This is a genomic window from Rhodococcus sp. 27YEA6 (assembly GCF_044908235.1).
Lineage (GTDB): Bacteria > Actinomycetota > Actinomycetes > Mycobacteriales > Mycobacteriaceae > Rhodococcus_F > Rhodococcus_F qingshengii.
Genome location: NZ_JBIYCY010000007.1, coordinates 268,761 through 286,059 on the forward strand (window position 1 = coordinate 268,761; position 17,299 = coordinate 286,059).

Consider the following 17,299-nt stretch of genomic DNA (forward strand, 5'->3'; position numbering starts at 1 on the left):
CCCTGCACACACCACCGGCCCGATGTGACCTGGGTCGCGTCGGGCCGGTGGAGGGCTTCTGTTCAGTTACTTCCGCGCACTCAGTTCGCGCGGTCGGGCTCGGATGCCTTCAGCATGTCGTGACGCTCGACGACCTTGATGCGCTCACGGCCCTCGGGCTCGCCCAGGCTGCGCTCGTGCGCGTCGAGGCGGTACCAGCCCTGCCAGGTCGTGTACGGAACCTGCTTGCCTTCGAGGAACTCGATGACTGCGTTCTCGTCGGGGTTCGCGGCGCCCGCGAAGTCGACGGAATCCTCGAGAAGATTCGCGACGGTTTCGTTGGCGTCGCCCTTGGTGTGGCCGATGAGGCCGACGGGGCCGCGCTTGATCCAGCCGGTGACGTAGGTGGCCGGCATGAACCGGGCTGCGCCCTCGGCGTTGTCGTCGGCGACGACGCGTCCGGCGTCGTTGGGGACGGTGCCGGCCTGGTCGTCGAACGGCAACTGCGTGATGTTCTGCGAGAGGTAACCGACGGCGCGGTACACGGCCTGGACATCCCAGTCCTTGTACGTGCCGGTGCCCTTGACGTTGCCGGTGCCGTCGAGCTGAGTGCGCTCGGTGCGCAGGCCGACGACCTTGCCGTCTTCACCGAGGATCTCCGTGGGAGATTCGAAGAAGTGCAGGAACAGCTTGTGAGGACGGGCTCCGACGTCGCGAATTGCCCAGTCCTGCAGCGTATTCGCAACCATGTCGACCTGCTTGGAGTTGCGGCGAGCCTGCTCGGAACCCTCGTCGTAGTCGATGTCCTCGGGGTCGACGATGACCTCGATGGTCGGCGAGTGGTCGAGTTCGCGCAGTTCGAGAGGGGTGAACTTGGCCTGGGCCGGGCCGCGGCGTCCGAAGACGTGAACCTCGACGGCCTTGTTGTTCTTGAGGCCCTCGTAGACGTTGGCGGGGATCTCGGTCGGCAGCAGTTCGTCGCCGGTCTTGGCGAGAACGCGGGCGATGTCGAGCGCAACGTTGCCGACGCCGAGGACGGCGACCTTCTCGGCTTCGAGCGGCCACGTACGCGGTACGTCGGGGTGGCCGTCGTACCAGGAGACGAAGTCGGCCGCGCCGTAGCTGCCGTCGAGTTCGATACCCGGGATGCCGAGCGCACGGTCGGCGTTGGCGCCGGTGGAGAAGATGACCGCGTCGTAGAACGACTGCAGGTCGTCGAGGGTGATGTCGGTGCCGTAGTCGATGTTGCCGAGCAGGCGTACCTGAGGCTTGTCGAGCACCTTGTGCAGGGCGGTGATGATGCCCTTGATGCGCGGATGATCGGGCGCGACGCCGTAACGAATCAGGCCGAAGGGCGCGGGCATGCGCTCGAAGAGGTCGATGCTGACGCCGCGGCCGGAAACTGCGGTGTCGGATTTCATGAGGGCGTCGGCGGCGTAGATGCCGGCGGGGCCGGCGCCGACGATCGCGACCCGGAGTGGGCGGTTGGAGTCAGTCATCGTGAGGACAGCTACCTTCTTCGAAGTTCGGACAACATATCGACAAGTATCCAATTTAGCCGAACCTAAGCACAGTGCCTCGGTTGCGGCCGAACGGATCCACACTCTCACTCGATCGGTTGTGGGTAAACCTATTCTTTCCTCCCATTCTCCTGTTGTCTCGGGTATCCGGGGTAGGGGCCTGATCCTTGACGGGCCACAATTTCTAGTTGTGGGGGACTATTGGCGTTATGAGTGACGAGCTGCGCGAATCCGACAACATCGATGGCAAGAAGGCGTCTGCGGGGCCGTTCCTCTTGGCTGTCGCCATCGTCGCCTTGATCCTGGGTGGAATCTTCGTCGCATCGTGGATCTCGCCGGCCGAGGAGAACGTCACCGAGTCGGACCGCGTGAGCCGCTCCGTCACCGACTACGTCGATGCCGAGAATCGGAATGACGCGGAGACGATCAAGACCCTGACCTGCGCGAGCTTCAATTCGAGCAACGGTCCTATGGCCGGCGTCGACGGGACGGTCGAGCTGAAGGGTGTGGACGGGGTCGCGGTCAACGGCGATCGCGCCCGGGCCGACGTGACGATCACCGGTGGCGGAGCGGGCGAGCGAGTCTCGACCTGGGCCCTGACCCGTGACGGCAACCGTTGGGTCGTCTGCAACTGACGGCCCGCTCAGGCGCTCACGGCAGTCTTGTGAAAACATGGACTACGTGAGTTACGCAGGCGATCTGACGCCGGAGCAAGCCTGGGAGCTGCTCCGCGAAAACCCCGACGCCGTGCTGGTCGACGTGCGGACCGATGCGGAGTGGAAGTACGTCGGTGTCCCCGATGTGTCCTCCCTCGGCAAGCAGGCTGCACTGATCGAATGGGTGAGCCACCCGACCGGCGCGCGCAATGACAACTTCGTCGACCAGTTGAAGGAAGCCGGCATCACTGCTGATTCCTCCGGGTCGGAGCGTCCGGTGATTTTCCTGTGTCGATCCGGACAACGTTCCATCGGTGCGGCGGAAGCTGCGACTGCGGCGGGCATCGGCCCGTCGTACAACGTGCTCGACGGGTTCGAAGGCGCATTGGGTGCCGACGGACATCGCGGACTTGTAGGTTGGCGGGCCATCGGCTTGCCATGGAGGCAGCAGTGAGCGGAATTCCCCAGGGTGGCGCATTTCAACGAGCGCTGCCGGACGACGTCGGTCTCGGCACCCTCGGTGTTCGCGGCGGACTGATGCGTACCGGGTTCGAGGAGACTTCCGAAGCGCTGTTCCTCAACTCCGGATTCGTCTACGAGAGTGCAGAAGCCGCCGAACAAGCCTTCACCGGCGAGGTGGATCATTTTGTCTACTCCCGCTACGGCAACCCGACCGTCAAGATGTTCGAAGAGCGTCTGCGTCTCATCGAAGGTGCAGAAGCCTGCTTTGCGACTGCCAGCGGAATGTCGGCAGTCTTCACGGCGTTGGGCGCACTGTTGGCCAACGGCGACCGATTGGTGGCTGCGCGCAGTCTCTTCGGATCCTGCTTCGTGGTGTGCAACGAGATTCTTCCGCGCTGGGGAGTCGAGGTCGTCTTCGTCGACGGTGAGGACAACGCGCAGTGGGAAGAGGCGCTGTCCGTGCCTACCACGGCAGTGTTCTTCGAGACGCCGTCCAACCCGATGCAATCTCTCGTCGACGTTCGACGGGTGTCGGAGCTTGCTCATGCAGCCGGTGCAAAGGTAGTGCTGGACAACGTCTTCGCGACGCCGCTTCTGCAGCGCAGCCTCGATCTGGGGGCCGACGTCGTGGTGTACTCCGGCACCAAGCACATCGACGGTCAGGGACGCGTGCTTGGTGGCGCGATTCTCGGTACCGAGGAATACATCAGCGGTCCCGTTCGAGAACTGATGCGGCACACCGGTCCTGCGCTCAGCCCGTTCAATGCGTGGACTCTGCTCAAGGGCCTGGAGACGATGCCGGTTCGTATTCGGCACTCCGTGGCTTCGGCACTCGAGATCGCCGAATTCCTCGAAGGACACTCCGGCGTCAAGTGGGTCAAGTATCCGTACCTGACGTCGCATCCGCAGCACGAGCTCGCGAAGTCTCAGATGAGCGGTGGCGGAACGGTTGTCACGTTCGAGCTCGATGCGCCTGACGGAGAGGGCAAGAAGCGGGCGTTCGAGGTTCTCAACGGCCTGCGCGTCATCGACATCTCCAACAACTTGGGAGATTCCAAGTCGTTGATCACTCACCCCGCCACGACAACGCACCGGGCCATGGGGTCGGAAGGCCGTGCAGCAGTGGGTCTTACAGACGGCGTTGTCCGTCTGTCCGTCGGGCTCGAAGACACGGCTGATCTGTTGGCTGATCTGAAGCGAGCACTCGGCTGAATCGCTGGAGCGCCTTGCCTCGAACTTCCGACGGCAAGGCGTTCTACGGTGCGGGCGTGAGACCCAGTTGTTTGACGTCGATCGTCAACGCCGTCGTATTCAGTGTGAGACCTGAGCTTGTCGTGTCGGTGGGGTAGATCGTGAACAACACCTGCGCCGTCAGATTGGTGTTGTTCAGGGCCGACGTGACCGCGATGAGGTTCGGCGTCGGTGCTGTGCTGTCGTACAGCAGATTGTTGCTCTGATCCGTGACGTACGTGCGAAGGTCGATGTTGGCGGCTGCGAGCCCGCCGCTCAACTTGGTCTTGTCGACTGTCACGTTCGCTTTCAGACGTGGGCCGGTGGCCATCACCTTCGAATCGCAGAAATACGTGTAGTTGAATCCGGGCTTGAGCCGGTAGGTAGTGATGTCCGGGATATATACGAGTGGATTCGGATTGGTGGGCGCGTTGACGTAGACCTGCGAATACCAGCCCCCGCCGTTCGTGGTCACGCATGCTCCCAGATCCAGGGTCCCGGACTGGACAGCGGCGCTTGTCAGGGTCGCACTGTCGGTCCATTTCGCCAATGTGCCCGAGCCGCCGAGCAATACAGCTCCGGCCGCGGCGACTGCCATTGCAGCCTTCGTCGTCTTCTTCATCACGGCACCAGTGCCTTGATTTCGTCCGGAAGTTCGCTCGGGGTAGGAGATTCGGCCCAGACTCCCGTTGACGTGTCGATGACGGTGACTCCGGAAGGGGTGATTACGTATAGCTGATCGGTACCGGTGAGCCAATGCAGGACAGCGTCGCTGTCAACGGGACCTCGATATACCTCAGCGCCCGATGAATTCGACACGGACACAACCGTTCCGCTGGCAGTCGAGAGCTTCTGGGCGCTGAGACCGGTCGTGGTCGCCGGGGCGTCGACGGGAACCTCGCTCGGGGTGGTCGTAGTTGGTGGCACCGTTGTCGTTGTCGTTGTCGTTGTAGCGGTCGTCGTCTGGGGCGCCGTAGTTGTAGCCGGTGACGAGGTGGTTGTCGACGGTGCAGTTGTGCTGGTGGTTGTCGACGGTGCAGTTGTGCTGGTGGTTGTCACAGCCGGCGCCAATGTCGTGGTGGGCGTGGTGGATGAGGCGGTCGTGGAAGTGACGGCCGTAGTAGGAGTGCTCGGAGCGTCTGCCGCCAGTGCCGGCGCTGCCGATCGACTGAGAGCAGATGTCCCGCTGATCGGACCGCCACACGAGTAGAGCAGGCCGACGAGAATGCTGAATTGGTAGCCGGAGTACGACGGCGTGACCGACGTGCCGCTCAGTCCATGGATTTCGATGTTGTAGGTGCCGACTATGAGCGGGAACGCGACTGTTGTACCGCCCGAGCCGTATCTCATGGAGCCTGTAGTAGACGTTGCGGTGTAGTCGTTCGACCCCAAAAGGTTTCCGCTGGCGTCGCGAGCGATGAGGCGGTATGAGCTTCCGACAGTCGCGGGCCAAGTGATCGTTACTGCGACCGGAACAACGAGCGCAAAATTCACCGCGCAACTGGCTGTGCTTGGCGACGTGGGAAAGGTTGCAGCAGTGCCGAACTGAATGCTTGTTGCCGCGGCTGTGTCGGTGTACCCCGCCTTGGTACCACCGATCTGGGACACACCGACCACCGTGAGACCGACCGTAGCCAAGGCGACGATGGCCTTGAGGGCATGGGAGTCGCCGCGTATGTCCTGACGATCCCGCTGAGGTTCCTCCGCGTCGGAAGCCTCACGTCGACGGAACGCGATGTACAGGAGCCCGCCGACGGCAATCGCACCAAGCACAAGCCCACTCGGTCCGGACAGCCAGACTGCCACGTATCCGAGGCGGTTGATGCTGAAGAAGACGCGATCGGCTTCGGTGATGACGTAGGGATCGGGATCGGCGATCGGATTTGCATCACCACGCAGTTGTGCGACGGCAAGGTTGTTGCCCTGCTGATCTATTGATTTCACACGATGGGTGATGCGCGTGCCTTGGCTGTCGGAGACGCTGACGATGTCACCGACCAGCACTTCCGAAGCAGGCACGGTGCGCGCGAATGCGAGAGCACCGGTATCGATCGTGGGTGACATCGATCCACTCCGAAAGATCAGCGGGGTGATACCGAAAGCCAGACCGGCGATGAAAATGATGATGGATACCAAGCCTGCGAGGGCTCCCAGGCTGAGCAGGACTTCCCGTACCCGGTTCTGCATCGAGGCCTTTGCATGTTTTTTCGTGTGTCGAGCCATTGCCATCACACCTTTGCCGTGAAGGTCAGGACGATGTTCGACGTGCTGTTCGTCGGCGGTGTCGGTGTTGTCGGAAGCTGCACCGAGACACATAAATTCTCGGTAGCCCCGACCGCCAGTGGGCGGTCGGGGCTACCGATGGCTTGATTCGCGGTGAGTGTCAGCGCGAGCGAGGACACAACGTTGGCGCCGTCAGTGCACTTGTTGGCAACAGTTCCGTTGGAGGAAACCGTCATTCGTAGAGAAGTCGTCAACGCACCGCTACTCGTAGACGTGATCGTGTACTTCAGTGGGACAGTTGCCGCTGTGCCCAGGTTGTTGACCTTGATCAGAGCGGTGTTCGAATCACCGGGAATCATTCCGGACTTGCCAAGCTCACTGAAATTCAGGGACTTGGTCAGGGTGGGCTGGGCGGTGCTGTTCAACTGCAGATTGATAGAACCCGTCGTGATGTTGCCCGAGGTTGCCGTGGCGGAAGACGTCCAGGCCGCGAGCGTGGTCACTCCGCCGACACCAAGCACCATCCCCAGCGCGAGCAGCGCGCGAAAACGCGTGCTGGTCAACAGGTGACGAATCCGATGGGCCGGACGGTCAGGGCGCGAGGGCATCGTGCTGGCCTTTCTCGATCTGGGCGGAGTCTGCGGGCGCGAAAGTTGCAGGGTCAGGAGCCAATCGGGCTCGAGCTCGCTCCTTCCGGCCGTCACGGATGCCGCTGATCATCATGTACGACGCGTACAGCAGTAGAGCGGTCACTACGATCACCACGATCACGGTGCGCTGCTCTCCCGTCAGCCAGGTGTTCACGTAACCGAGATAAGGCAGGCTGTACCAGACCTTTCCCCGGATCTGCACCGGCCGTACTTCCTTCTCGTCAGGCTCACCGTTCGCATCGCCCTGGGTGATGAAAGTTCTTTCACCCTTCTGGTTTTCACTTGTGGCGATGATCCGGTGCGTGACGACGGTCGGCTGACCCGATTCCAGCTGGTACGTAATAGGTGTACCGATCCCCAGTTCGGACGGATCGACAGGTTTGACGACTACCAGTGATCCAGGGTTGTACGTCGGGCGCATCGAACCGGTCAGAATCGTGAAGCGCTGTGCTCCGGCAAAGAAGGGAACGACAATGGTTGCGACGATGACTGCCGAAATTGCCAGCAGCAGTGTCCAACTGACGATAGAGGTGACCCACCACAGAGGGCCGGTACGTTCACCGCGTTTGGTCGAGTGTTTTGTCATACCGGACCTGCCTGGAACGTGAAGGTGGCCTTGTTCGTTTGACCGGAGACCGCACCAGAGTCCACCGCGAGCCGCAGACACAAGACGTAGGTGCCGCCAGGCACGAGCGGATCCGGCATGTACGCCGGTGAAACCGGGTGCTGCAGCGACGCGGTCATCGGTGCTGACATCAGGGATGGAACGGCAGGAGCTGCCGTGTTCACGCCGGTCGGGCAGGCGCCTTCGTTGGCGACTCCGTACGTGGTCAACGTGAATCCCGTAAGTGCGGTCGTCGACTGCATTCGCCATTGCAGAGGATCAGTCCCCGAATTCTTGACGGTGAGCGGTGCTTGCACCGTGTTTCCCGGGACAACGGGCGTCGCGGCCGTCGTCAAGTTCGCCAGGGTGTACGCCGCACTGGTTCCGGCAGATGTACCAACCGTGAGGTTGACGCTGGCGGCTGTCGCCGTACCGCCATTCGCGCTCGCCGAATCGGACCACAGCGCGAGCGACTGCTGCGACGATGCGAACACCGCTACAGCAGCCACCGCGACTGCGATCGCTCCCCAGACCTTTTTCCTCATGAAATTACGGGGCCGGTGTCAGTGCTGTCTGAGTGACGACCAACTTCATCGCCGACAAGTTCAGCGACTGGTTCTGCGCGACCTGATTGGCCACCTCGTTGAAGTTCAGCCGGACTCCGACGTGGACGATCGTTCCGTTCTGGGCTTTGGTGATCTGCGAAATCGGGTTGCCACCAGTGTCCTTGATTGTCGTCACGGGCACGACAGCAGCGGCAAGCTCGGCGCTGTTCGCACCCGGAACGATTCCGGCCGTATCAGCGGTCAGAACAGCCGCGAGACGATCGCCCACTGCGGTCACAGTGACGTCGCAGGTGTATTCGATGCTTTCGGTCGTGACGATGCGGTAGGCCGAGATGTTGGTGATCGCGGTCTTCGTCGGGTTGAGGGAGTTCCAACCCCCGCCGACCGGTGCGCAAGAGCTCAGGTCGAGGGCGCCGGACGTGACGGGCCCGCCGCCACTGACGTCGGCCGAATCGCTCCAGACTGCGAGCGAGCCGGCACCGCCGAGGAGGAGGGCACCGGCCGCCGCAGCAGCGATCGCACCCTTGGTCTGCTTCTTCATGAAAATCTCATTTCATGTCTGGGACCCGAAATGGGGCCATTCAGACATGAGTATCAGACACGGCAAACGATTCGTTACCACTTTTCGAAAAATCAATTTTACGACTGGAGTCCAACTGTCACTCGGTGTCGAAATGATCTTTGACCTGCGTCTAACTACTCGTTTGTAAGTTTGGTGCGAATAAAACCGTTGGTTTGTTCAGTTGGACAAAGCGGACGAGTCGGAACCTGGCAAATCTGCTGTTTTTTACCAGTTAATTACCGAGTTTCGGTTTTGTTTTGCAATTTGAATCAATTGTTTGTGTTGCTACGGAATGGATCGGTTGTTGTTCCCACAAGATCGGCGACCGACTCGAGGACGATGGTCGGGCGGTAGGGGTAGAGCTCTACCGACGCGCGGGTCGAGATCCCGGTCATCACCAGAATCGTCTGCAGTCCGGCTTCGAGGCCACAGACGATGTCGGTGTCCATGCGGTCGCCGATCATCAACGTATTGGCGGAATGAGCGCCGATGGACCGCAGGGCTGAGCGCATCATCAAGGCGTTGGGCTTGCCGACGTAGTAGGGATCGCGTCCGGTCGCCTTGGTGATGAGTGCCGCGACAGAGCCGGTGGCCGGCAGCGAGCCGTCTCGCGACGGTCCGGTGGCGTCCGGGTTGGTGGCGATGAACCGCGATCCACGCTCGACCAGGCGAATAGCGGTGGTGATCGCTTCGAAGGAGTACGTTCGCGTCTCGCCGAGGACGACGTAGTCGGGGTCGCTGTCCGTCAGGACGTAACCGATGTCGTGCAGGGCGGTGGTCAGGCCCGATTCGCCGACCACGTAGGCGCTGCCGCCCGGCCGCTGGTTGGCCAGGAACGTCGCGGTTGCGAGCGCTGACGTCCAGATCGACTTCTCCGGGATGTCGAGTCCCGAATTGAGCAGGCGTGCTCGCAGGTCACGCGGGGTGCGGATGGAGTTGTTGGTGAGCACCATGTACGGGATGTCGTTCGACGCCAGCTCTGCCAGGAACGTGTCCGCTCCAGGTATCAAGTGCTCCTCGTGGACGAGAACCCCGTCCATGTCCATGAGGTAGGTCCAACCGGTCTGATCTTCTGTACTGGTCATTACTCCAGTATGTGCGGGTGGCGCCCGATGTGGGCGGTCAAGCGAGAAGGCGCCACAGTCCGATCAGGCCGACGACGACAATCGTGTAGCGCAATGCAGTGGGGGACAGGCGCCGTCCGTAGCGGGCACCGAGAACGCCACCACCGAGTGAGCCGACGGCGATCAAACCGGCTGCTGCCCAATTGATCTGATCGAATGCCAGAGTGATGTACATCCCTGCTGCAACGATGTTGACGAGCAGCGACAGCAGGTTCTTCGCGCCGTTCATGCGCTGGAGGGTTTCCGGGAGGATGGCACCCATCACACCGATGAGAAGGATGCCCTGCGCGGCAGTGAAGTACCCGCCGTAGATGCCGACTGCAAAAGTGCCGGCGGTCAGGAGCATCAGCCTCTTGGTGGACAGCGTCGTTTCTTCGGTGGAACGCTTCTTGGCCCACGCCTGGATGCGTGGTTGGAGGAGGACGAGCGCGAGAGCGAGGACCAAGAGCACCGGAACGATGGTCTCGAACAGTTTCTCGGGTAGGTGCATGAGCAACCACGAACCGAGTAGTGCTCCGGCGAGGGACGCCGGAATCTGCCACTTCAGTCGGTCCCACTGTCCGGACAGCTCACGTCGGTAGCCCCAGGTACCCGAAACTCCGCCGGCGACGAGCCCGACCGCGTTGGACATGGTTGCGGTCACGGGCGGCATGCCGAAGGCGACCAGGGTGGGAAACGTGATCAGCGTTCCACTGCCGACCACGGCGTTGATCGCGCCCGCGCCGATACCGGCCAACAAGATGAAGAAAGCGTCGAGTCCACTCACTCCGCAGACGGTACGGCAGAGGAAAAGTCAGTCCGGACGGCGGTCCCGGTCTTCATTCGAACGCTCCATTCAACACGCCGAACGCGGCTTCGGACACCGTTGAAATCAATGCGATTTCAACATCGCAACCACTTCATTTCCCTTGCAGTGCAGGGAAATACAACATTTGACGACTCGACATTTCGCGTCTAGTCTTTGCTCACCATCCAGAGCGACCGAGAGACCTGGCTCGTCGACGTCGCAGCAACCCCCCGAGTGATCGGGAGCGGGTGCTACCGCCAGGACCGATGGAAGGCATCACATGGGTACCACTTCGCACGCTGCGCACAAGCGACGTCACATCGATCTGTGCCGCACCGCTTCGTGTCACTGTCGCTGACCGAACTCTCGTCGTCTTCGCAACTCGAGCGCACCAACTCGAGGACACAGCTGCGTTCCCATTTCCCCGAAAGGTCTATTCGTGATGTCCACTCCGTCAGGTAGCGCGCCGTGAGCGCGCCCACCGATGTCCGCCCCGAAAAGTCGGTGTCCGAGTCGCAACTTCCCGACTCGGAGCTTGTCGTCGCTCGCACCTGGCACCCGCTGCGCTGGGTGATCAGTGCGGTCGTGCTGGTCCTGCTTGCTCAGTTCATCCACGGGCTCGTCGTCAACCCCGGCTGGGACTGGCCGACGTTCGCGCAGTACTTCACCGCGAAATCAGTGCTCGCCGCGTTGTGGATGACGATCAAACTGACCCTGTGGGGGACGATCCTCGGGTTCGGTCTCGGTGTTTTCCTGGCACTCGGTCGGTTGTCGAAGAATCCGGTCCTGCAGGTGATCGCCTGGACCTACATCTGGGCCTTCCGCTCGATTCCACTCATCGTGCAGTTGCTCTTCTGGTTCAACATCACTTACCTGTACCAGACACTTTCTCTCGGAATACCTTTCGGTCCCGAGTTCTTCACCTTCCAGGTCAGCGGTGTGATCGGCGGATTCACCGCGGCAGTCATCGGTTTGGCGCTGCACCAGGCTGCATACTCGGCCGAGATCATTCGCTCCGGAATCATCTCGGTGGATCACGGTCAGATCGAAGCTGCTCACTCGCTCGGCATTCCGCGCAGTCGCCAGTTCTTCAAGATCGTTCTCCCGCAGGCAATGCGGGCGATCCTCCCCAACGCCGCCAACGAGGTCATCGGACTCTTCAAGGGAACGTCGATCGTCTCCACCATGGCAATCGCCGAACTGTTCTACCAGGTGCAGGTCATCTTCGGACGCAACGGACGAGTCGTGCCCCTGCTGATGGTCGCCACGATCTGGTACATCATCCTCACGACGTTGCTCTCGATCGGTCAGTACTACGTGGAGCGCCACTATGCACGAGGATCCGCCCGTGCTCTTCCGTTGACTCCGGTACAGAAGGCGCGCAAGAAGTTCGAAGAGATTCGCGATGCGCGTCTCGATATTCCGAGAGGTGCGACCCGATGACCGCAGAACTGGCCGAAGATACGGTGTACGCCGTCGAAGCACGCGGAATTCACAAGTCCTTCGGCACGCTGGAAGTACTTGCCGGCGTTGATCTCCTGGTCCGCAAGGGCGAAGTGACCGTCATTCTCGGTCCGTCGGGTTCCGGTAAGTCCACCTTGCTGCGCACCCTCAATCACCTCGAGAAGGTCGACCGCGGGACCGTACGGATCGACGGAGAGCTGATCGGATACCGGCGCAAGGGAAATCGACTCCACGAACTGCGTGACCGCGAGATCCTGAAACAGCGTTCGCACATCGGTTTCGTGTTCCAGAACTTCAACCTGTTTCCGCACCTGACCGCGTTGGAAAACGTGGTGGAAGCGCCGCTCTCGGCCCAGAAGCGTGATCGTGACGAGGTGTACCGCGAGGCCCGCGCACTGCTCGAGCGAGTGGGAGTGGGGGACAAGGCGGACGAGTATCCCCGCCAACTCTCCGGTGGCCAGCAACAGCGCGTCGCGATAGCGCGAGCGCTGGCACTGCGGCCGGCGGTCATTCTCTTCGACGAGCCGACGTCGGCGCTCGACCCGGAACTGGTGGGCGAGGTTCTCGAAGTCCTGGCTCAGTTGGCCCGTGACGGCGCCACCTTGGTGATCGTCACACACGAGGTCGGATTCGCTCGGGAAGTGGCGGACACTGCGGTCTTCATGGACGGCGGCGTCATCGTCGAACAGGGCCCGCCTTCGCAGGTGATCGACAATCCGGTCCACGAACGGACCAAAGCCTTTCTCTCCCGCGTCCTCTGACGCGACCCAGACTCATTCCCGGAAGGAAAAATTGATGTTCTCCACATCCCGTCGCGCGACTTTTCTGATCTCGGCGCTTGCCACCGTCGGATTGCTCAGCGCTGCATGCAGCAGCGCGGACGCCGAGTCCGACGGCGCCCAGGTCACCGCTGCTGCGGGTTACAACCTCACGGCCGATCAGAACCGCATCACCACCGACAAGGTGGATTCTATCGCCGCTGAGCTACCTCAGGACATCCGCGATCGTGGCACGCTGCGCGTCACCGGTAGTGCCGGTTCCGCTCCGCCGCTCCGTTTCTACGCCGACGACGACACCACCCTCATCGGTTCCGAGACCGACTTCGCCTATCTGATCGGTGACGTTCTCGGCTTGAAGGTCGACCTGCAGACAGCAGATTGGGCACAGAACTTCGTCCGGATCGACTCCGGTGAGGCCGACGCCTTCCTCTCCAATGTGACTGTCACAGAGGAGCGTAAGGAGAAATACGACTTCGCGACCTACCGTCTCGACACCCTCGCCTTCGAAGCGAAGAAGGGTGCCGGAATCTCCATCAAGGAACCCAAGGACGTCGCGGGCAAGAAGATCGCCGTCTCCTCGGGCACCAATCAGGAAGCGCTGCTGGTCAAGTGGAGTGAGCAGAACGTCGCGGCCGGCCTGGCGCCTACCGACATCTCCTACTACCAGAACACCACCGACTACTACCTCCCGCTGCAGTCCGGCCGGATCGACGCCTACTTCGGCCCGAACCCGTCGTCGCAGTTCCACGCCAAGCAGTCGGGGGAGACCGAGGTTGTCGGTGAGTTCTCCGGGGCCGGCGACACCCTGCAGGGGCAGATCGCGGTGCTGGTGAAGAAGGACAACGGCCTGATCAAGGCGATCAACGACGCGATCAACCACACGATCGAGAACGGCACGTACCAGCAGATCCTCGAGCGCTGGAACATCACCAGCGAAGCCGTCGACACGTCCCTGATCAACCCGCCCGGCCTTCCGAAGACCAAGTGAGCTCTCGTCCATGAGTGAGATTTTCGATGTGATCGTCATCGGCGGAGGACTCGTCGGGTCCTCCGCCGCCTGGCGGCTCGCGGCACGCGGACGTAGCGTCGTTCAGCTGGAACAGTTCGGGCCGGGGCACAAGCACGGTGCGTCGCACGGTACTTCGCGCATCTACCGGCAGGCGTACGACAATCACCTGTACACAGGTTTGGCGGCCGACGCGCTGCCGCTGTGGCGGGAGTTGGAGACCACGACGGACGTCGGGTTCCTGGAACTCACCGGTGCCGTTGATCACGGCCTGCCGCAGGCCGTGCAGTCCAAGGCGAAGATACTTCTCGAGGCGGGCATCAAGGGTGAGATCCTCACCCCTGCCGAGGCGTCCGCCCGTTGGCCGGGGCTGCGATTCGACACCACGGTGCTCCATCACCCCGACGCAGGCCGGTTGCACGCGGACCGCGCCGTGACCGCTCTGAAGGCGGGAGCGGTGTTTGCCGGTGCCGAGGTCCGTCACGATGTTCGGGTGTTGGCACTCGCGCGAGCGTCCTACGGCGTGGACGTGGTGACGGACAGTGGAACGCTCGCAGCTCGTCAGGTCGTGATCGCGGCCGGTGCGTGGACTGCGGACCTGATCGCAGACAGCGGTCTCGGCTCCGAGATCGTATTGCCGACACTGCGCACGACACAGGAACAACCAGCACACTTCGCACCGCTCGATCCCGGAGTCGAGTGGCCGAGTTTCGTTCACCACACCGGCGCAGAATTGGAGACCGCGGGGATCTACGGGCTTGGTTCCGAGGACGGGATCAAGATCGGCGAACACGCGACCGGGCCGGTGGTGACTCCGCAGACCCGTGACTACACCCCTGACGTCGACGGAGAGCGGCGATTGGCCCAGTACGCCGAGTCGTGGTTGCCCGGTGTCGATTCCACCCGTGTCGAGTCGCTCACCTGCCTGTACACGAGCACGCCGGACAGTAACTTCGTCATCGACCGAGTCGGCGCCGTCACAGTGGCGGCGGGGTTCTCGGGGCATGGGTTCAAGTTCGGTCCGGCCTTGGGTGAACTTGTGGCGGACCTCGTCGACGGAACCACCCTCGCTCCGGAAGTTTTCAGGCTGGGGGAGCGTTGACCAGATTCATGGAGGAAAGTGTTGTGGCACTGGAGCTCGGAACTCGGCAGCTCGAGGGTATCGGAGCGGTAGAGGTCTATTCGGTATCGCAGGACGATCCCCTGGCAGCTCCACTGATCGCAGAGTTGGCACTCGAATACAGTTCGCGTTACGGCGGGACTCGCGAAGCGATGCTCGAGGATCTCACGACGTATCCGGCAGAAGAATTTGCCTATCCGCAGGGTGCGCTTCTGGTGCTCACCCACGACGGTCTGCCGATCGCCGGCGGTGCGTTTCGTCAATTCGATTCCACCACTGCCGAACTGAAGAGAATCTGGACATCGGTCGACTATCGGAAGCGCGGCCTCGGCAAGGCCGTCGTTCGCGAGTTGGAACGAGAGATCGAACTTCGTGGATACAACCGTGTGTTTCTCACGACGGGTCCTCGGCAGCCGGAGGCCGTCGCGCTGTATCTGTCCAGTGGATACACACCGCTTTACGACGCTTCACTCTCGCCCGAAGAGGTGGGCATCCACCCGTTCGAGAAACAACTTCGGGTCCTCGAAAATGTGACTCGAGCAGCAATTCCTACCGACCGGGTTGACAACACCCGGGTTTGACCTCGTACACTTGCGAACGACCATCCAGAGCGACCGAGAGACCTGGCTCATTGAAGTCGCAGCAACCCCCCGAGTGATCGGGTGCGGGTGCTACCGCCAGGACCGATGGAGGAACACGAAATGAAGGCAGTCGAAGGCGGTTTCGATACCGCCTGGTCGCGTCGTCACGTAGACCTGTGCCGCACCGCGGGATCTTTCTGTACCAACTGACCTCGGTCAGTCATTCACACTCAGGCGAGTCGTCGACAAGTCTGTTTTCTCTTCTCTCACAAGTGATTCGTGCTCGATCGCCTTTTCGTCTCAGGCGACGGGTGCGCTCTTCGGCATGCCTCTTTAGGAGTTCTTGGTGTCTTCGCCCTCATTCGGTGCCCGCAAACGCGCGACCGTAATCGCCGGTATCGGTGCTGTCTCGGTTCTCGGCACCGTCCTCGCCGGCTGCAGCAGCGGGAGTGACAGTGCTGCCGACGCAGGCCCCGCCCAGTCCGGCGGAACCCTTCGCTACGGTCTGTCGCAGGCGCCGACGTGCGCCGATCCGGCCCAGGCCGGCAGTAACCAGACCGTGTATGTCACTCGGACAGTGGTGGATTCGCTTACCGATCAAAATCCCGACACCGGAGAGATCACCCCGTGGCTCGCCAAGAGCTGGGAGATCAGCCCCGACGCCGCTAGCTTCACGTTCGTCCTTCGCGACGACGCCACCTTCAGTGACGGCACACCGGTGACGGCGGATTCGGTGAAGAAGACCTTCGACTCGGTCAAGAACCTGGGACCGAACGCGTCGTTGGCGAAGAGTTACCTGTCCTCGTACACCGGTACCGACGTCGTAGATGCTCACACGGCGAAGATCAATTTCTCCGGACCCAATGTTCAGTTCCTGCAAGCAACTTCGACGCCACAGCTCGGAATCCTCGCCGATTCCACCACCGCGCTGGCATCCGAGCAGCGCTGCCCCGGTGCAGCGGTGATCGCCTCCGGACCGTTCGTGTACACCGACTGGCAGCAGGACAAGAGCGTCAAGATCGCCAAGCGTGCGGGATACAACTGGGCCTCGGATGCGGTCGCGCATCAGGGCGAGGCGTACCTCGATGGCGTCGACTTCACGGTGGTTCCCGAATCCGGTGTGCGGGCCGGCAGCGTGGCCTCCGGCCAGCTCGATGCGGTCAGCGATGCGCTTCCGCAGGATGCGCCGCAAATCGAGGGCGCGGGTGGACGAATCCTCACAAGGCCGAACCCGGGTGTGAGCTTCTTCTTCCAGCCCAACGTCAGTCGCGGCGTTCTCGCTGATCAGGCTGTTCGTCAGGCCATCATTCCCGCGATCAACCGCCAAGAACTCGTCGACACCGTTCTGGATCCGTCGTTCTTCCCGGCCACGAGCCCGCTGGCTCACACCACTCCGCTCTACAGCGACGAATCCAGTGTCGTGACGTACGACGCCGACAAGTCGGCGAAACTCCTCGACGCGGCTGGTTGGAAGACCGGCAGCGACGGTATCCGCGAGAAGGACGGGCAGAAGCTCACTTTCAGCGTCACCTTCAGTCCGGTGTTCTCGGGTAACCAGGCCATCCTCGAGCTCGTGCAGCAGCAGCTCAAGAAGGTCGGCGTCGACCTGCAGCTCAACTTGGTCTCGAACGGTGAATGGACCGAGAAGGGAGTATCGGGTGATTACGATTCGCTGTATTACAACAGCACTCGCGCGGACGCCGACATCTTGCGGGCATCGTTCAGCACCGAAGGCCGCAACCTGAACCGTCGCGGCGCAGATCCGGAGCTCGACAAGGTACTCACAGACCAGCTTGCAGCCACGGACAACGGCCAACGCGGCGAACTGGTATCCACCGCACAGGAATTGATCCTCGACCGTGGACTCTCCATCCCCACCATCGAGCTCTCGCAGGCCATCGGCGCCGGATCGAGTGTGCAGGACCTGAACTTCGAAGCCTCCTCGCGCCTGCAGTTCTACGACGCATGGTTGTCGGGTAAGTAATC

Annotated in this window: 20 protein-coding genes and 2 riboswitches; of the genes, 11 read left to right on the plus strand and 9 right to left on the minus strand. The window is 61.8% G+C overall.

Features of this window, described 5'->3' with window-relative positions:
• Positions 1-80: 80 nt before the first annotated feature.
• Positions 81-1,478 carry an FAD-dependent oxidoreductase gene (locus ABH939_RS20135; RefSeq protein WP_003944405.1) on the minus strand — a complete coding sequence of 466 codons (1,398 nt, stop codon included), beginning with the start codon at positions 1,476-1,478 and terminating at the stop codon, positions 81-83.
• 230 nt (positions 1,479-1,708) lie between these two features.
• Here ABH939_RS20135 and ABH939_RS20140 point away from each other — a divergent pair, with 230 nt between their 5' ends.
• The 3 genes from ABH939_RS20140 to ABH939_RS20150 are packed head-to-tail and all read left to right on the plus strand — an operon-like array spanning position 1,709 to position 3,829.
• Complete coding sequence (locus ABH939_RS20140) at positions 1,709-2,134, plus strand: hypothetical protein (protein ID WP_007726820.1); 426 nt, start codon at positions 1,709-1,711, stop codon at positions 2,132-2,134.
• 46 nt (positions 2,135-2,180) lie between these two features.
• A complete protein-coding gene (locus ABH939_RS20145) occupies positions 2,181-2,609 on the plus strand; it encodes a rhodanese-like domain-containing protein (protein ID WP_007726822.1) in 429 nt (142 codons plus the stop codon).
• Positions 2,606-3,829, plus strand: a complete 1,224-nt coding sequence (locus tag ABH939_RS20150) for an O-succinylhomoserine sulfhydrylase (protein WP_404650017.1) — start codon at positions 2,606-2,608, stop codon at positions 3,827-3,829. The genes ABH939_RS20145 and ABH939_RS20150 overlap by 4 nt, the downstream gene beginning before the upstream one ends.
• 43 nt (positions 3,830-3,872) lie before the next feature.
• Here ABH939_RS20150 and ABH939_RS20155 read toward each other — a convergent pair whose 3' ends face one another.
• The 8 genes from ABH939_RS20155 to ABH939_RS20190 form a co-directional block, all read right to left on the minus strand.
• Entirely contained in the window at positions 3,873-4,469 is a 597-nt protein-coding gene (locus tag ABH939_RS20155; RefSeq protein WP_054782213.1) for an alternate-type signal peptide domain-containing protein, read from the minus strand.
• On the minus strand, positions 4,469-6,070 hold the full coding sequence (locus ABH939_RS20160; protein ID WP_404650018.1) for a signal peptidase I: 1,602 nt from the start codon (positions 6,068-6,070) through the stop codon (positions 4,469-4,471). The genes ABH939_RS20155 and ABH939_RS20160 overlap by 1 nt, the downstream gene beginning before the upstream one ends.
• A 5-nt stretch (positions 6,071-6,075) precedes the next feature.
• Positions 6,076-6,678 (minus strand): SipW-dependent-type signal peptide-containing protein, encoded by a 603-nt coding sequence (locus tag ABH939_RS20165; RefSeq protein ID WP_063314824.1) that lies wholly within the window; start codon positions 6,676-6,678, stop codon positions 6,076-6,078.
• The gene (locus ABH939_RS20170; RefSeq protein ID WP_214514580.1) at positions 6,662-7,306 is read right to left on the minus strand and encodes a signal peptidase I; all 645 of its coding nucleotides are present in this window, start codon (positions 7,304-7,306) and stop codon (positions 6,662-6,664) included. The genes ABH939_RS20165 and ABH939_RS20170 overlap by 17 nt, the downstream gene beginning before the upstream one ends.
• Positions 7,303-7,869: a hypothetical protein gene (locus tag ABH939_RS20175; protein ID WP_404650019.1), complete on the minus strand. Its 567-nt coding sequence runs from the start codon at positions 7,867-7,869 to the stop codon at positions 7,303-7,305. The genes ABH939_RS20170 and ABH939_RS20175 overlap by 4 nt, the downstream gene beginning before the upstream one ends.
• A gap of 4 nt (positions 7,870-7,873) precedes the next feature.
• Complete coding sequence (locus tag ABH939_RS20180) at positions 7,874-8,431, minus strand: alternate-type signal peptide domain-containing protein (RefSeq protein ID WP_047269467.1); 558 nt, start codon at positions 8,429-8,431, stop codon at positions 7,874-7,876.
• Between the two features lie 290 nt (positions 8,432-8,721).
• Entirely contained in the window at positions 8,722-9,537 is an 816-nt protein-coding gene (locus ABH939_RS20185) for an HAD-IIA family hydrolase (protein ID WP_003944345.1), read from the minus strand.
• Positions 9,538-9,574: 37 nt separating this feature from the next.
• A complete protein-coding gene (locus ABH939_RS20190; RefSeq protein ID WP_003944404.1) occupies positions 9,575-10,342 on the minus strand; it encodes a sulfite exporter TauE/SafE family protein in 768 nt (255 codons plus the stop codon).
• A gap of 199 nt (positions 10,343-10,541) precedes the next feature.
• Positions 10,542-10,636, plus strand: a riboswitch (SAM riboswitch).
• 7 nt (positions 10,637-10,643) lie between these two features.
• Here ABH939_RS20190 and ABH939_RS20195 point away from each other — a divergent pair.
• From ABH939_RS20195 to ABH939_RS20230, 8 genes are all read left to right on the plus strand, one after another.
• On the plus strand, positions 10,644-10,721 hold the full coding sequence (locus ABH939_RS20195) for a putative leader peptide (RefSeq protein WP_350318888.1): 78 nt from the start codon (positions 10,644-10,646) through the stop codon (positions 10,719-10,721).
• Positions 10,722-10,831: 110 nt separating this feature from the next.
• Positions 10,832-11,806: an amino acid ABC transporter permease gene (locus ABH939_RS20200; RefSeq protein WP_003944440.1), complete on the plus strand. Its 975-nt coding sequence runs from the start codon at positions 10,832-10,834 to the stop codon at positions 11,804-11,806.
• Positions 11,803-12,588 (plus strand): amino acid ABC transporter ATP-binding protein, encoded by a 786-nt coding sequence (locus ABH939_RS20205; RefSeq protein ID WP_192712077.1) that lies wholly within the window; start codon positions 11,803-11,805, stop codon positions 12,586-12,588. Before ABH939_RS20200 ends, ABH939_RS20205 begins: the two co-directional genes overlap by 4 nt.
• A 34-nt stretch (positions 12,589-12,622) precedes the next feature.
• A complete protein-coding gene (locus ABH939_RS20210) occupies positions 12,623-13,594 on the plus strand; it encodes an ABC transporter substrate-binding protein (RefSeq protein WP_007726832.1) in 972 nt (323 codons plus the stop codon).
• A gap of 10 nt (positions 13,595-13,604) precedes the next feature.
• On the plus strand, positions 13,605-14,714 hold the full coding sequence (locus tag ABH939_RS20215; protein ID WP_404650020.1) for an FAD-dependent oxidoreductase: 1,110 nt from the start codon (positions 13,605-13,607) through the stop codon (positions 14,712-14,714).
• An 8-nt stretch (positions 14,715-14,722) separates the two neighbouring features.
• Entirely contained in the window at positions 14,723-15,313 is a 591-nt protein-coding gene (locus ABH939_RS20220; RefSeq protein WP_050768581.1) for a GNAT family N-acetyltransferase, read from the plus strand.
• A 17-nt stretch (positions 15,314-15,330) separates the two neighbouring features.
• A riboswitch (SAM riboswitch) is annotated at positions 15,331-15,425 on the plus strand.
• Positions 15,426-15,433: 8 nt separating this feature from the next.
• The gene (locus ABH939_RS20225) at positions 15,434-15,523 is read left to right on the plus strand and encodes a putative leader peptide (RefSeq protein ID WP_310504006.1); all 90 of its coding nucleotides are present in this window, start codon (positions 15,434-15,436) and stop codon (positions 15,521-15,523) included.
• 136 nt (positions 15,524-15,659) lie between these two features.
• Positions 15,660-17,297 carry an ABC transporter substrate-binding protein gene (locus tag ABH939_RS20230; RefSeq protein ID WP_003944291.1) on the plus strand — a complete coding sequence of 546 codons (1,638 nt, stop codon included), beginning with the start codon at positions 15,660-15,662 and terminating at the stop codon, positions 17,295-17,297.
• The last annotated feature ends 2 nt before the right edge of the window (positions 17,298-17,299 follow it).

Excerpts from the sequence above, each read along its gene's own strand:
- ABH939_RS20170 (WP_214514580.1), bottom strand. The coding sequence starts at position 7,306 with ATGACAAAACACTCGACCAAACGCGGTGAACGTACCGGCCCTCTGTGG.
- ABH939_RS20180 (WP_047269467.1), bottom strand. The coding sequence starts at position 8,431 with ATGAAGAAGCAGACCAAGGGTGCGATCGCTGCTGCGGCGGCCGGTGCC.
- ABH939_RS20220 (WP_050768581.1), top strand. The coding sequence starts at position 14,723 with ATGGAGGAAAGTGTTGTGGCACTGGAGCTCGGAACTCGGCAGCTCGAG.
- ABH939_RS20175 (WP_404650019.1), bottom strand. The coding sequence starts at position 7,869 with ATGAGGAAAAAGGTCTGGGGAGCGATCGCAGTCGCGGTGGCTGCTGTA.
- ABH939_RS20160 (WP_404650018.1), bottom strand. The coding sequence starts at position 6,070 with ATGGCTCGACACACGAAAAAACATGCAAAGGCCTCGATGCAGAACCGG.
- ABH939_RS20210 (WP_007726832.1), top strand. The coding sequence starts at position 12,623 with ATGTTCTCCACATCCCGTCGCGCGACTTTTCTGATCTCGGCGCTTGCC.
- ABH939_RS20205 (WP_192712077.1), top strand. The coding sequence starts at position 11,803 with ATGACCGCAGAACTGGCCGAAGATACGGTGTACGCCGTCGAAGCACGC.
- ABH939_RS20135 (WP_003944405.1), bottom strand. The coding sequence starts at position 1,478 with ATGACTGACTCCAACCGCCCACTCCGGGTCGCGATCGTCGGCGCCGGC.
- ABH939_RS20185 (WP_003944345.1), bottom strand. The coding sequence starts at position 9,537 with ATGACCAGTACAGAAGATCAGACCGGTTGGACCTACCTCATGGACATG.
- ABH939_RS20225 (WP_310504006.1), top strand. The coding sequence starts at position 15,434 with ATGAAGGCAGTCGAAGGCGGTTTCGATACCGCCTGGTCGCGTCGTCAC.
- ABH939_RS20215 (WP_404650020.1), top strand. The coding sequence starts at position 13,605 with ATGAGTGAGATTTTCGATGTGATCGTCATCGGCGGAGGACTCGTCGGG.
- ABH939_RS20155 (WP_054782213.1), bottom strand. The coding sequence starts at position 4,469 with ATGAAGAAGACGACGAAGGCTGCAATGGCAGTCGCCGCGGCCGGAGCT.
- ABH939_RS20165 (WP_063314824.1), bottom strand. The coding sequence starts at position 6,678 with ATGCCCTCGCGCCCTGACCGTCCGGCCCATCGGATTCGTCACCTGTTG.
- ABH939_RS20195 (WP_350318888.1), top strand. The coding sequence starts at position 10,644 with ATGGGTACCACTTCGCACGCTGCGCACAAGCGACGTCACATCGATCTG.
- ABH939_RS20140 (WP_007726820.1), top strand. The coding sequence starts at position 1,709 with ATGAGTGACGAGCTGCGCGAATCCGACAACATCGATGGCAAGAAGGCG.